Below are 13,204 nucleotides of genomic sequence, written 5' to 3'. Positions count from 1 at the left end.
GGAGAAAATGTCCGCGGTTCGCGTCTCAGCCGTCGATGCGGACGCGAATCGGCTCGTCCGCCACGTCCTCGTTCTGCTGGTCGTCGTGGGCGACCAATCGTGCCGCGAAGAGGCCAGCGGCGACCACGCCGAGGGCTGCCCCCGCGACCAGCCCCCGGGCGATGTTCCGGTTCGCGTCGTAGTGGACGAACCGCGTCTCGCCGTCGGCGATTTCGAGCGCACCGACCGGCGTCGCGACGACACCACCGCCGAATCCGCCGCCGACACCGCCGTCTCGGTCGTCTTCGCCGACGCCGCCACCGAAGCCATAGGCGACGCGCGCGATTGGGACGACCGTCCGGTCATCGCGTTCGACCGGGTCACCGTAGACGGTTCTGACGTGTGCGCTGTCGCGGAGCTGTTCGACGGTCGACTGGAACGATTCAGAGAACCTCATATCTGTGATACGTCACCGGACGAGATAACGATTCTCGAACCCTGAATTTCGTCCCACGAAGGCCCACTCAGCTGATTGGCCAGTACTTCTTTATGTGTCTTTCACAACGTGTCCGATTAGGATTCGATGACACGACGGATAACGGTGGGTATCGGTCGAGAACTGTACAACGCGCTGTTCAACCCGTCACAGTTCGTCAGAGCGAGGACGAGTTCGTACACGCAGACGAACGTGGGGACGTTCGTCGAGGTCAATCGCCTCGTCGTCGTGTACGTGCTGAACTTGCTGATGTACGCTATCCCGCTCACTCTCGCTGGGGTCGGCGTCCAAAAGAGCCAGCCAGCGCCGGCGTGGTTCGAGGCGTCGGTGTTCGCAGCACTCGCCGACGCCGACGCACTGTGGCAGTTCTTGACTGCGCTACTGGAGAACTGTTCGTTCATCACCGTCGCGCTGGTCATCACGCTGTTGAACTACCACGTCGCGATGGCGCTGTCGCTGAACTCGAAGGGCATCTTGCAGACGTTGCACACCGTCGTCTACACGACGAGTGCGTACCTCGCGGCTATCTTCACGCTGGTCATGTACCTCTCGACCAGTCCGGCCATCGAAGTCGCCGACGAGATAGTCATCAACGTCCAGAAGTCTTTCTTCTACTTCTTCATCGACGCGACCGGCTCCGGGCTGGCCCTGCCGAGCGGTCGGCCGGAACCAGTCGTCATGGCGAACCTGACGCAGGAGGGGAAACTCGCCATCGCTGGGCTGGTCATCTCGCTGTTGTACTACCTCTACTCGCTGTACCTCGGAGCACGGCTCAACCACGAGACCACGCGCAGTGGCGCGTTGCTGGTCATCGCCGCGGTCGGCGCGGCACCGGCCATCTACGTGGTCGGCATCATCTTCGCGAACATCAACGGAATGATTTAAAATGTCAGGAAACACGCAGTCGGCGGACGAATCGACGCGGGAACACGGACTCGGCTCGGAGATACTCAGAACGACGACGCCATCGACGAAACTGGTCACCATCTACATGGGTGTCCTGGCAGTAGTCGGCCTCGGCCTCGGCGTCTACTTCCTCACGAATCCGGGTGCCCTCGGCGAACAGGGCTACGGCGAAATCGCCGGCTGGGTCGTGCTGTTGCTGACCGTGGCTGGACTCGTGCGACTCACGGTCGCGTATCTGGTCCTTCAGCGGACTGAGTACCACGTCACGACCGACTCGGTCCGCCGAGAGTACGAACTGTTCTACAGTGAACAGTCCCGCGAACTGCCGCTGTCGAAGATTCGTGGCGTCGAACTCCGCCGTGGCCGCCTGCAAGCGATGCTCGGCTTCGGGACGGTCTCCTTCCTCGCCGCCGGGACCAACCGCAGCATCGGCTACATCGACTTCGACAACACCGACCAGCCGCACGAACTTCGCGCGACCGTCCTCGAACTCCTCGACGACGAGCCAGACCGGACGCCGGTCTCGAAATCGACGACTGCTGGTACGAACAGCGAACAGGAGTCTGACGCGCCCCGCGGAGAAGCAGCAGAAGCGGACGCGAACCCGAACTGATTCAGAACGAGTTCTTCAGTTTCTTCCAGAAGCCCTGCTTGACCTCGACCTCTTCGCCACCAGCCTCGGCGAACGCCTCTAGTGCCTCGCGCTGTTCTTCGTTCAGGTCGTCCGGCGTCACGACCTGTACTTGTACGTAGAGGTCGCCGTAGCCGCTCCGGCGCAGTCGCGGCATGCCTTTGCCGCGGAGACGCAGCGTCTCACCGCTCTGGGTGCCCGCGTCGATGTCCAGTTCGACCGTCCCACCGAGCGTCTCTAACTCGATGGTGTCGCCGAACACCGCCTGCGGGAACGAGATGGGCAGTCGATAGATGAGGTTGTCACCGTCGCGCTCGAACTTCTCGTGGTCGCGGACGCGGACTTCGATGAGCAGGTCACCTTTCGGTGCGCCCGGGTCACCCGGCGCGCCTTCACCGCCGAGGCGAACTTGCTGGCCGTCCTGGACACCGGCCGGAATCTCGACGGTGAGCGTCGTCTCCTCCTGCACGATACCCTCGCCGCGACAGTCGTCACAGGTCTCGTCGTACAGTTCACCCTCGCCCCCACACTGGCGACAGGTCTGGGTCTGCTGGACCCGACCGAGCGGCGTCTGCTGGACGCGGGTCACCCGGCCCTGCCCGTTACATTCTGAACACGTCTCCGAGTCGGCATCGGGCGGATGACCGTGGCCTTCACAGGTCTCACAGTGTTCCGGACGCGTAATCGTCACCTGCTTCTCGACGCCCTCGTACACGTCGTCGAGGTCGAGGCCGACGCGTGTTCGCAGGTCCCGGCCCGGCTGGGGGCCACGGTCTCGCTGACCGCGACCCTGTCCGCCACCGCCGAAGAACTGCTCGAAGATGTCGTTGATGCCACCCATCCCGCCGCCGCCCATCCCGCCGCCACCGAAGCCTCCGGCACCGCCCATGCCGCCGGCCCCCTGGTCGAAGCCGCCGCGCTTTTCAGCTTCGGTGAAACGGTCGTGGCCGAGGCGCTCGTACGCCTGCCGTTTTTCCTCGTCCGTGAGGACCTCTTTGGCCTTCTTCACCTGTTTGAACTTCTCCTCGGCGTCTTCCGCGTCGGAGACGTCTGGGTGATACTCCGCTGCCTTCTTGCGGTAGGCCTGTTTGATGTCGTCCTCGGACGCGTCCCTGCTCACGCCGAGTACGTCGTAGAAGTCCTCGGTCATTCGTTACTGCCCGATAGTTCGTTGGGACACTTGAAAAGAACGGGTTCGTCGTCAGCGTCGGCGACCGACGCGGACCGCAGCGAGCTTACTCTTCTTCCTCGTCCACGCCGCTGGACCTACGGCCCAGCGAGCAAACGACGGGTCGTTTCACTCCTCGTCGTCGACATCCTCGAAGTCGGCGTCGACGAAGTCGCCGTCCTCGTCGTCGCCACCGGGCGCAGCACCGCCGCCCATGCCGCCAGCACCGCCCATGCCACCGTCGGATGCGGCGGCCTGCTGGTCGTACATCTGCTTGCCGATCTCCTGCAGTTCCTTCGAGAGGGCCTTGGTGGCCTCCTCGATGTCCGCTTTGGAGCTGTCGGAGTCTTCGACGACGGCCTCGACGTTCTCCATCTCGGCTTCGATGGTGTCACGGAGGTCGTCGTCGACGGCTTCTTCGTTCTCTTCGAGGAGCGTCTCGGCGCGCTGGAGCGTCGCCTCGGCGTTGTTCTTCGCCTCGATGCGCTCACGGCGCTCGCGGTCTTCCTCGGCGTGCTCCTCTGCCTCTGCCTGCATCTGGTCGATTTCGGCGTCCGAGAGGCCAGCACCGCCTTCGATGGTGATGTCCTCGCGGTTGCCCGAGCCCTTGTCCTCGGCGGAGACGTTCACGATGCCGTTCTCGTCGATGGAGAACGTGACTTCGATCTGGGGCGTCCCTGCCGGGGCCGGCGGGAGGCCGGTGAGGTGGAACTCGCCGAGCAGTTCGTTGTCCTGTGCCATCTCGCGTTCACCCTGGAAGACGCGGACCTGCACGGAGGTCTGGTTGTCCGCGGCCGTGGTGAAGATCTTCGACTCCTCGGTCGGGATGGTCGTGTTCTTCTCGATGAGGCGCTCGAAGAGGCCACCCTTGACCTCGATACCGAGCGAGAGCGGCGTCACGTCGAGGAGGACGATGTCGTCGACTTCGCCGCCGAGCACGCCACCCTGAATCGCCGCACCGAGTGCGACGGCTTCGTCCGGATTGACGTTCTTCTTCGGCTCGGAGCCGAGGATTTCGGTGACCTTCTCGTGGACCTGCGGCATGCGGGTGGAGCCACCGACGAGCAGCACCTCGTCGATGTCGTCCGTGTCGTAGCCCGCGTCGTCGAGGGAGGTCTGGGTCGGCTCGACGGTGCGGTCGATGAGGTCCTGCGAGAGACTCTCGAACTTCGCGCGGGTCAGGCTCTTCTCCAAGTGGATGGGACCGTCGTCCGTCGCGGTGATGAACGGGAGGTTGATTTCGGTCTCCTTGCGCGAGGAGAGCTCGATTTTGGCCTCCTCTGCGGCGTCCTTGAGACGCTGGAGGGCCTGGCGGTCCTCGCGGAGGTCGATGCCGTGGTCCTCCTCGAACTCGTCGGCGAGCCAGTCGATGATTGCGCCGTCCCAGTCGTCCCCACCGAGGTCGTTGTCTCCGTTCGTGGCGACGACCTCGTACACGCCCCCGCCGAGGTCGAGGATGGAAACGTCGAACGTCCCACCACCGAGGTCGTACACGAGGATAGTCTGGTCAGAGTCGTCTTCGAGGCCGTACGCCATGGCGGCAGCGGTCGGCTCGTTGATGATGCGCTCGACGTCGAAGCCAGCGATTTCGCCGGCGTCCTTCGTCGCCTGACGCTGGCTGTCGCTGAAGTACGCGGGCACCGTGATGACGGCCTTCTCGACGTCCTCACCGAGGTACTCCTCGGCGTCTCGCTTGATCTTCTGGAGGATCATCGCCGAGATTTGCTCGGGTGTGTAGTCTTCCCCGTCGATGTCGACCGTGTAGTCGCCGTCGCCGATGTGGCGCTTGATCGACGCGATGGTTCGCTCGGGGTTCTGGATGGCCTGGTTCTTCGCCGGTTTCCCGACGAGACGCTCACCGTCTTCGGTGAACGCCACGACCGAGGGCGTCGTGCGGTTCCCCTCGCTGTTTACGATGATTTCGGGGTCCCCACCTTCCATGACGGCGAAGGCAGAGTTCGTCGTCCCGAGGTCGATACCGAGAATCTTGTTGCTCGCCATGTTAGGGGCTACTACCTCCTTGGTCGGTTTAAAACTTGCTTTACTCTACCAACCAACGAATTAAAGCCACTAACAGGCCGAACGCACCGTCGAGAGAGTAATTTTCGCGTTAGAACGGTTTGGGTTTACTCTTCTTCGTCGAGTGCGTCACTCACTTCGCCGTCGCTCGCTTCGGCCTCGCCGTCTTCCCCCGCGCCGTCGTCGCCTTCTGCTCCAGCGTCCGCCTGGTCCGCCGCTGTCCCGGGCTGCGCTTCGGACTCGGCTGCGTCTGCCTCGGCATCCTCGTCGGCCGCCGAAGACGCTTCCGTGGCATCGTCTGCACCTTCGTCACTCTCGTCGACTTCGCCACCGAGGGCGACCGCGTCCGACGAGGGGTCGTAGTCAGCCCCGTTGCTGACGGTCACTTGCGCGGTCTGGATGACCTTCCCGGCCATCTCGTAGCCGGGCCGATACACGTCGACGATGGCTCCATCGGGTTGTTCGCTGTCGACTCGGACCATCACTTCGTGTCGTTGCGGGTCGACGTCCGACCCCGGTTCGGGTGACACCTCCTCGACGTTCTCGTCGTCGAGGATACGGTCGAAGTCGCGCAGCGTCGCCTCCACGCCGTCGCGGATGTCCGCACCCTCGCCCTGGTCGAGCGCCCGGACCAGATTGTCCCGGACCGGGACGATGCGCTCGACGAGGTCTTCGGTCGCCCGTTCTTTGACCTGCGCTTGCTTCTTCTTCGAGCGTTCTTTGTAGTTCTTGAAGTCGGCCTGTTTCTGGACCAGTCGCTGTTTCAGACTCTCGCGTTCGGCCCGAAGGGTGTCGACCTGGTCGCTGAGGTCGTCGACCTGCTCGTCCAGTTCCTCGTTCTCGCCCTTCAGTTCGAACGCTCGTTCGATGAGCGACTGTACTTCACTGGCGAGCTGTTCGTCGTGCGCCGCCACTCGGTCGACGAGGTCGTCACCCACGGGCGACATCGGTGTGGACGAATCGTCCGACTCCGTCGAGTCCGCTGCGTCTGACTCGTTCCCGGCCGTCGTGTCGTCCGGTTCCACGGCGTCGTCAGCGTCGTGTTCCGACTCGGTGACGGGCTCGTCCGCATCCGGTGACTCGTCGGCTGGAGATGCCTCGGCAGCCTCCGGCTCTGCCATGGAGGCTGTCGTGTCCGTATCCTCGTCTCCGTTCATGTGCGGAACAAAACCCGCCGGTCACCAAAAGGGTTCAGGTACGCGGCGGGACCAGTCGCATGGCTTCGATGTCGAATCTACTCTCCCGGAAACCTCGGCCCGCACTGCTTATGGCACACGACCGGATACCACCAGCCAGTGACGGTCACCCTCGCATACGAGAACGGGACGATTCGCGTCGACAGCGATGGGACTCGCGTCGACGGCGACGACACGACGCTCACCAGTCTCTCGTGTTCCTTCGTAGAAGCCGACCCGCGCAGTGGGACCGTTCGGGCACCGGGCCATCGATACACCGCCCTCTGTGCCCACCTCGACGAAGCCGGCATCGCCTACGAGGATACGGTCCTGGACCTGCCGACGCTCGATGGACTCGACTCGACGTACAAACTCCGTGAGTACCAGCAAGCGGCGCTCGACGCGTGGGAATCGGGAGCCGACGACACCCCCTCGGAGGCTGCCGATACGACCTCGGAGGCTGCCGACACACCGCGACTGCCTCGCCGTGGCTGTCTCGAACTCCCGACTGGGAGCGGCAAGACCGTCATCGCCATCGCGGCTATCGAACAGTGTGCGACGCCGACGCTCGTCGTCGTCCCGACGCTCGACCTCGTCGACCAGTGGTGCGAAGAACTCGCAGCCGAGTTCGACCGCCCCATCGGGCAACTCGGTGGCGGCGAACAGCGCGTCGAAGCCATCACGGTCTCCACCTACGACTCTGCGTACCTCCGCGCCGAGGACCTCGGTGACCGATTCGGACTGGTGGTCTTCGACGAGGTGCACCACCTCGGTGGCGAAGGATTTCGAGACGCCGCGCGCCTTCTCGCAGCACCGGCAAGGCTCGGTCTCACCGCGACCTTCGAACGACCGGATGGCGCACACGAGACTATCGAAGAACTCGTCGGTCCGCTGTGCTACCGACTCGCCGTCGACGACCTCGCGGGCGACCACCTCGCCAACTACGACGTGAAGCGACGAACGGTCCCGCTCACTCCCGACGAACGCGAACGGTACGAGCGAAAGCAGGGCGTGTTCACCGACTATCTCGCCAGCAGCAACATCCAGTTGCGCTCCGGCAGCGACTATCAGGAACTCGTGAAACGCTCCGGGACCGACCCACGAGCGAGAGCAGCGCTACTCGCCAAACAAGAAGCGAAACGCATCATGATGGGAAGCGAGGCGAAAATCCACGCCCTCGAAGACGTCCTCGAACGCCATCGTGACGACCGCGTCATCTGCTTCACGGCACACAACGCGCTCGCCTACGACATCTCCGAGCGATTTCTGATACCGGCGATTACCCACCACACCGGGACGGCAGAACGACGTGAGATTCTGGAGCGGTTTCGCGACGGGCGGTACTCCCGGGTCGTGACCTCGAACGTCCTCGACGAGGGTGTCGACGTTCCCGACGCCAACGTCGCGGTCATCCTCTCCGGGACGGGCAGTGAACGCGAGTTCACGCAGCGCCTCGGCAGAATCCTACGACCGAAGGCTGACGGTGGGCGCGCGCTACTGTACGAAATCGTGAGTGAGGAGACCGCCGAGACACGAGTCGCGAACCGGCGGCGCGGGTAAGGCGCGGCTACGCCTCCCGCCAGTCGAACGAGAGGTCGCCGTCTTCGGGGAATGTGAACTCGTAGTCTGCTGTCTCGCCGCCGGCCAAGTCGACCAGTTGCGTCTCCTCTCGCTCCTCGTCTGGCCCTTTCCACGAGACGACGAGCGTCGAACTGGCCCGGTCGGCACCGGTGTTCTCGACCGTAACGACGACGACGAACTCGTCTTCGCCCGGTGGAATCTCGAACGTGAGGGAGAACGCCCCGGTTCCCATGGACTTGTCCTCCGTCGGCTGTCCGTACCCACCGGTCCCGGGTGGTTCTCGCTTCGCGCCGGGCTGGTCGAGCGGCGGGTAGCCTGCACAGCCGGCGAACAGCGCGAGTCCGGCGGCGAGCGAGCGACCGAAGGCACGACGACGCATGCTTCGCGGCTTCGATATGCCGGTACGAAACTTTTGTGACTCGCTCCCGGCCGAGTGATACCCTTTTTCCGCTGGGCCGCGGAGACGGCGTATGCTCACGAAGGACCTCCTTCGGGTGTCCCGGGCCGGCGGCGGCTACCAGCCGCAGTTCGCCGACGAGACCGACGAACGTCTCGCAGCCCGGGTCCTCGGCGTCTTTCAGGGTCACGTCGGGGAGACGTGGGGCGACCTGCAGGACGGGCTGACCGCCCTCGAAGGCGACGCGGGTGACTTCAAACTCGTCCGCGGCTTCGCCAAACTGGTCGAGCGCGAGGCGACTATCGAGACTCGTGCGCCGCTGCCCCCAGAGCGCGCCCGCCGCGCCGCATTCACCGCAGCCGAATCCGTCGGCGTCGTCACTCAAGCGGACCGAGACGCAGCGCTCGCGGCCGCGGGCGACAGCCTCGGCGTGGAAGCTGAAGAGGTAGCGGCGTCGCTGTACGCCGACCTCGACGACCGCCAGGTCGTCACCGACGTGGACTGTCCGTGGTCGCCGACCGACCTCGTCACTCGCTACAACCTGTCGCTGGCCCAGACGGCTCTGTTCGACGCGACCGAGGTTCGTGTCCGGAGCAAGGACCCGAAGGCACTCGTCTCGGCGGTCAAACGACTGCGGCTCATGTACGAGATTCGCAAGACAGCGGACGGTCGTGAGGTCGTCGTCACCGGCCCGGACGGACTGTTCCGGAACTCACGGCGGTACGGCACACGATTCGCCCGACTCCTGCGAACCGTCGCCAAGACGGCCGACTGGCGACTCGTGGCGACCATCGACGACAGAGGGACCGAGCGAGAGTTGGTACTCTCCGACACTGACCCGGTCCGCATCGCCGGTACAGAGCCAGTGGCCGACGTGGGCTTCGACAGCGACGTCGAGGCCAACTTCGCGACCCGGTTCCAGTCGCTGGACCTCGACTGGTCACTCGTCCGTGAGCCAGAACCGCTCGCGACCGGGAACCGTGTGATGATTCCGGACTTCGCGTTCGACTGGGCTCCGGGAGGTGCTGAGGGCGACGAGCGCGAAGACAGCGCGGCCGCTGACGATGCCTTCCGAATTTACTTCGAGGTGATGGGTTTCTGGACGCCCGAGTACGTCGAGAAGAAACTCGCCCAACTGCGCGACCTCGAAGCCGTCGAGATGCTCGTCGCGGTCGACGAATCGCTCGGCGTCGGCGAGGACATCGAAGCACTCGACCACCGGGCGATTCCCTACTCCGGTGGCCGCATCCGGGTCAAGGACGTGCGAGACGTGCTCCGTGACTACGAGGCCGACCTCGTGGCGGCGAGTGCCGCGGCGCTGCCGGACGAGGTCACCCCGGACGACGACGTGGTGACACTGGAGACGCTGGCGGGCCGATACGGCGTCAGTCAGTCAGCTATCGAGGGCAAGCAGTTCCCGGAACACGAACTGCTCGGACGAACGCTGATTCGGCCAGCAGTACTGGAGTCCGTCGGGGCAGACCTCGCTGCAGGGATGTCACTCGACGAGGCAGAAACCGTCCTCGACGAGTACGGTCTCAGTGACGCGAGTACGACGCTCTCGGTTCTGGGCTACCGGGTCGAGTGGGAGGGGCTCGCCGGCGGGACCCTTCGCGCAGTCGAGGAGTCGTAGCTGAGCGCGGTCGCTAGACGGTCTGGCTGCGATGTGGCAGACGAAAAGTGGCTGACAGACGGCACCGTGTTCGGTACGGAACCGAGGTCCACAGGCTCGCGTACGCCGTGCCGTACGACCGCAGCACGTACGCGAGTAGTCGAATCAGAGCACGACGGTGCTGGCCGCGTGCTGGTATTTGAAGCCCTGTGTGGCCGATGTCGAGTCTTCAGTAGGGCGGTGACTCGGCTTTGATGATCTCTGAGAGGTCGTTCATCTCGCTGTCGAGGAGGACGACGAGGTCGTCGAGCGTGACGATGCCGACGAGTTTCCCGTTCTCGGTGACGGGCATCCGGCGGACGCTCCCTTCGCGCATCTTCTCACACAGTTCGGCGACACCCGCGTTCGCGTCGATGGTGACTGGGTCGTTCGTCATGACTTCGCTCGCGGTGACTGCCGCCGGGTCTTTGTCCCCACCGACGACTTTCAGGGCGATGTCACGGTCGGTGACGATGCCGACGGGTTCCTCGTTCCGGTGGATGACGACCGAACCGACGGCCTTCTCGGACATCTTCTTCGCGATGTCCCGAATCGACGTGTCGGGGTCGGCTGTTACCACTGTGTCGAGCTTCCGGGCGATATCCATGGTTGGCATGTTGTCTCCCCTTCCGACGCCTTCGGCGTCGTGCAGCTAGAGAGGGCAGAGACGAAGAAGTATGTTGGCACACCTCATGAAAAGAATGTCTCAGCCAGTGCTGTCACCGGCCAGAAGCCCACACTATTGACGTTCTCCAGACTCGTTCTGACTACCGAATGTCTCGCTGGCGTCGGTTCGACCCTGCATCGCTTGCTGTCCTCGGACTCCTCGGTATCCCGTCCGTATTCGACCACGGCCCGGACTGGTTGCGCTTTTTCCTCTTGTTCCCGTTGCTCTCGCTCGTACCGATGCTTCGTACCCTGCGCCGAGGTGGGGGCGAAACAGACGAAAACGACCCACTGGGCTATAGTCGTAAAACGACAGTCCGGTTTCTGTTCTCACAACTCATTTTCGGCATCACGCCGTGGGGCTTTCTGACCAGTATCGGCCAGCTGGTCGGCCAACTGGTCCCGCTCGCTCGCCACCGCGGGTCGCTCCCGTCGCCGGAGACGTACGACCAGCGGACCACGTATCGACTGCCGTTCGACGGCGACTGGCTCGTCGTCAACGGCGGCGTGACTCGTTCGGAATCACACTCGTGGTCACTGTACGCGCAGCGATACGCGCACGATTTCCTCCAATCAGTCGATGGGTCGACCCACATCGGTGAGGGTGGAGACTGCGAGGCGTACCATTGCTTCGGCGAGCCGATTCTGGCCCCTGCCTCGGGAACGGTCGTCACGGCCGCAGACGGGCTTCGGGACCACCCACGACCCGGTACTGGCTGGACCGAGTGGCGAACGTGGAACATCCTCGGCAATCACGTCGTCGTGGACCACGGCGACGACGAGTACAGCTTCCTCTGTCACTTGCAGCAGGGTAGCGTCTCGGTATCAGCCGGTGAGACCGTCGAGATGGGCCAGCGAGTCGGCCGGTGTGGTAACTCGGGGAACTCTTCGGAGCCGCATCTCCACTTCCACGTACAGGACCACCCGAACTTCTTCCTCGGTGCTGGCGTACCGGTCGCCTTCGGCGAGTTCGAGCGAGAACGAGACGGAACGAACGAGTCAGTCGAACCGGACTATCTTACGGGCGGTGACACGGTTCGCGTCCGGACTGCACAGATGCACACGCAGTCGAGAGAGAAGCCGCAGTGAACTCGGACTCGCGTCTCAGAGACTTCGCTGGCGACCCTTCGGGACGACCGACCGAAGCTCTCCGTAGAGGAACAGGCCGACGCCCATCGGTTCGCGCTCGCCCGCGAGTTCGTGGGCGGCGATGACGTAGCCCCAGTCGCCGTCGTAGTCGAGTTCCTGGTCCTCGCCGGCGGCGAACCGACGCGCTTCCTCGGGTCCGAGGTCGATGACGTTCTTCGTGGCGTCGACGCCGAAGCGCTGGACGGCGTCGGTCGTCGGCTTCCAGTGCTCCTGTCTGGTTCGAAGGAACACCATCCCGAGACCTTCGACGGTGACGCCGTCTGGCACGTCGCCAGCGAACGCCCAGATTTTGCCCTTGCCCTTCTCGTAGAAGGTGTGGTTTTCGAACGTCTCCGGCGGCACGTCGAAGCGTTCGTCCCACCAGTCGACGACTTCCTCGCGGGTCGCGCGGCCCTCGACTTCGCGGTCTTCCGCGGTGGCCGGCAGTCGGGCGAAGCGGTTCCCGTCGTTCGTCTGCGTGGTCTCGTCGCTCATCCTTCCACCTCCAGTTTCGCGGTGAAGAAGCCGCCAGTGTCGTTGTGGTGCGGGTAGACTCGCTTCGCGTTCGCGACCTGTGGGTCGAATTCCTCGTCTTCCCACTCGGTGATGCCGTCGACGTGTTCGAGGGGCAGGTCGTAGTCGACGACGCGAACGTCCTCAACGTCGAGCACGTGGTCGAGGACTCGCTCGTTCTCCTCCGGCGCGAAGGTACACGTCGAGTAGACGATGGTGCCGCCTTCGCGAGTCATCTGGATGGCTCGTCGGAGGACACCCTTCTGGATGCCCGCGACCGATTCGACGTGGCCGAGGTTCCAGTTGTCGAGGGCGTCCGGATTCTTCCGGATGGTGCCCTCACAGGAACAGGGTGCGTCGACCAGCACGCGGTCGAACTCTTTGCCGTCGAACGGTTTCAGCGAGTAGCTTCGGGCGTCTTGATTCGTCACGACGGCGTTGGTGACACCGAGTCGTTCGCAGTTGAACCGGAGCGCCGACAGCCGACCGAGGTTGTTGTCGTTGGCGACGAGCGTCCCCTCGTCGTCCATCTCGGCGGCGAGCTGTGTCGTCTTCGAGCCCGGTGCGGCACAACTGTCGAACACGCGCTCCCCGGGCTGTGGGTCGAGCACCATCGGGGGGATGGCGGACACTTCCTCTTGCCCCGTCGTCCAGCCGTGAAAGCCCGGCCACGTCGCGCCCGGCTTGTCGGTGTCGAGCGTCATGACGTGGGGGTGCCAGTCTGGCTGTTCGTACTCGATACCTGCCTCGTCGAAGGCCTGGGTCACGCGCTCGACGCTGGCTTTCAGCGTGTTCACGCGGACCGCCATCGGCAACGGCCGTTCGCACGCGGCGAGGAATGCCTCGAAGTCGTCTACGATGTCTCGATACCGTTCGAACGGCTCCATGCGGCGG

General features: G+C 64.1%; 13 protein-coding genes. 5 read left to right on the top strand and 8 right to left on the bottom strand.

The annotated features are described in order from the left end of the window. Positions 1-25 precede the first annotated feature (25 nt). A complete protein-coding gene (locus ACSC1P_RS14015; RefSeq protein WP_435360810.1) occupies positions 26-436 on the bottom strand; it encodes a GerW family sporulation protein in 411 nt (136 codons plus the stop codon). A gap of 126 nt (positions 437-562) precedes the next feature. On the opposite strand from ACSC1P_RS14015, the gene ACSC1P_RS14010 reads away from it, so the two are divergent. Continuing rightward, complete coding sequence (locus ACSC1P_RS14010; RefSeq protein WP_435360809.1) at positions 563-1,360, top strand: hypothetical protein; 798 nt, start codon at positions 563-565, stop codon at positions 1,358-1,360. A 1-nt stretch (position 1,361) separates the two neighbouring features. Next, complete coding sequence (locus ACSC1P_RS14005; RefSeq protein ID WP_435360808.1) at positions 1,362-1,994, top strand: PH domain-containing protein; 633 nt, start codon at positions 1,362-1,364, stop codon at positions 1,992-1,994. Between the two features lies 1 nt (position 1,995). Here ACSC1P_RS14005 and dnaJ read toward each other — a convergent pair whose 3' ends face one another. The 3 genes from dnaJ to grpE form a co-directional block, all read right to left on the bottom strand. After that, positions 1,996-3,162 carry a molecular chaperone DnaJ gene (dnaJ, locus tag ACSC1P_RS14000; RefSeq protein ID WP_435360807.1) on the bottom strand — a complete coding sequence of 389 codons (1,167 nt, stop codon included), beginning with the start codon at positions 3,160-3,162 and terminating at the stop codon, positions 1,996-1,998. A 147-nt stretch (positions 3,163-3,309) separates the two neighbouring features. After that, positions 3,310-5,181, bottom strand: coding sequence for a molecular chaperone DnaK (gene dnaK / locus ACSC1P_RS13995; RefSeq protein WP_435360806.1), 1,872 nt, complete (start codon positions 5,179-5,181; stop codon positions 3,310-3,312). A gap of 125 nt (positions 5,182-5,306) precedes the next feature. Beyond that, positions 5,307-6,356, bottom strand: coding sequence for a nucleotide exchange factor GrpE (grpE, locus tag ACSC1P_RS13990; RefSeq protein WP_435360805.1), 1,050 nt, complete (start codon positions 6,354-6,356; stop codon positions 5,307-5,309). Between the two features lie 138 nt (positions 6,357-6,494). On the opposite strand from grpE, the gene ACSC1P_RS13985 reads away from it, so the two are divergent. Then, complete coding sequence (locus tag ACSC1P_RS13985) at positions 6,495-7,934, top strand: DEAD/DEAH box helicase family protein (protein ID WP_435360804.1); 1,440 nt, start codon at positions 6,495-6,497, stop codon at positions 7,932-7,934. A gap of 7 nt (positions 7,935-7,941) precedes the next feature. Here ACSC1P_RS13985 and ACSC1P_RS13980 read toward each other — a convergent pair whose 3' ends face one another. Beyond that, the gene (locus ACSC1P_RS13980; RefSeq protein WP_435360803.1) at positions 7,942-8,334 is read right to left on the bottom strand and encodes a hypothetical protein; all 393 of its coding nucleotides are present in this window, start codon (positions 8,332-8,334) and stop codon (positions 7,942-7,944) included. Between the two features lie 91 nt (positions 8,335-8,425). Here ACSC1P_RS13980 and ACSC1P_RS13975 point away from each other — a divergent pair, with 91 nt between their 5' ends. Then, entirely contained in the window at positions 8,426-9,985 is a 1,560-nt protein-coding gene (locus ACSC1P_RS13975) for a DUF790 family protein (RefSeq protein ID WP_435360802.1), read from the top strand. Positions 9,986-10,193: 208 nt separating this feature from the next. Here the strand turns inward: ACSC1P_RS13975 and ACSC1P_RS13970 are convergent, their stop codons facing one another. Then, positions 10,194-10,619, bottom strand: coding sequence for a CBS domain-containing protein (locus ACSC1P_RS13970; RefSeq protein WP_435360801.1), 426 nt, complete (start codon positions 10,617-10,619; stop codon positions 10,194-10,196). Positions 10,620-10,777: 158 nt separating this feature from the next. Between ACSC1P_RS13970 and ACSC1P_RS13965 the strand changes: the two genes are divergently transcribed. Beyond that, positions 10,778-11,758, top strand: coding sequence for a M23 family metallopeptidase (locus ACSC1P_RS13965; protein ID WP_435360800.1), 981 nt, complete (start codon positions 10,778-10,780; stop codon positions 11,756-11,758). Between the two features lie 15 nt (positions 11,759-11,773). Here ACSC1P_RS13965 and ACSC1P_RS13960 read toward each other — a convergent pair whose 3' ends face one another. Next, complete coding sequence (locus ACSC1P_RS13960) at positions 11,774-12,292, bottom strand: DUF7122 family protein (RefSeq protein WP_435360799.1); 519 nt, start codon at positions 12,290-12,292, stop codon at positions 11,774-11,776. Next, a complete protein-coding gene (locus ACSC1P_RS13955; protein ID WP_435360798.1) occupies positions 12,289-13,197 on the bottom strand; it encodes an RsmB/NOP family class I SAM-dependent RNA methyltransferase in 909 nt (302 codons plus the stop codon). Before ACSC1P_RS13955 ends, ACSC1P_RS13960 begins: the two co-directional genes overlap by 4 nt. Positions 13,198-13,204 lie beyond the last annotated feature (7 nt).

The organism is Haloarchaeobius caseinilyticus (genome assembly GCF_051207395.1).
Taxonomy (GTDB): domain Archaea; phylum Halobacteriota; class Halobacteria; order Halobacteriales; family Natrialbaceae; genus Haloarchaeobius.
The sequence above is the reverse complement of the archived record's forward strand: the minus strand, read 5'-3'. Positions and strand labels throughout refer to the sequence as shown.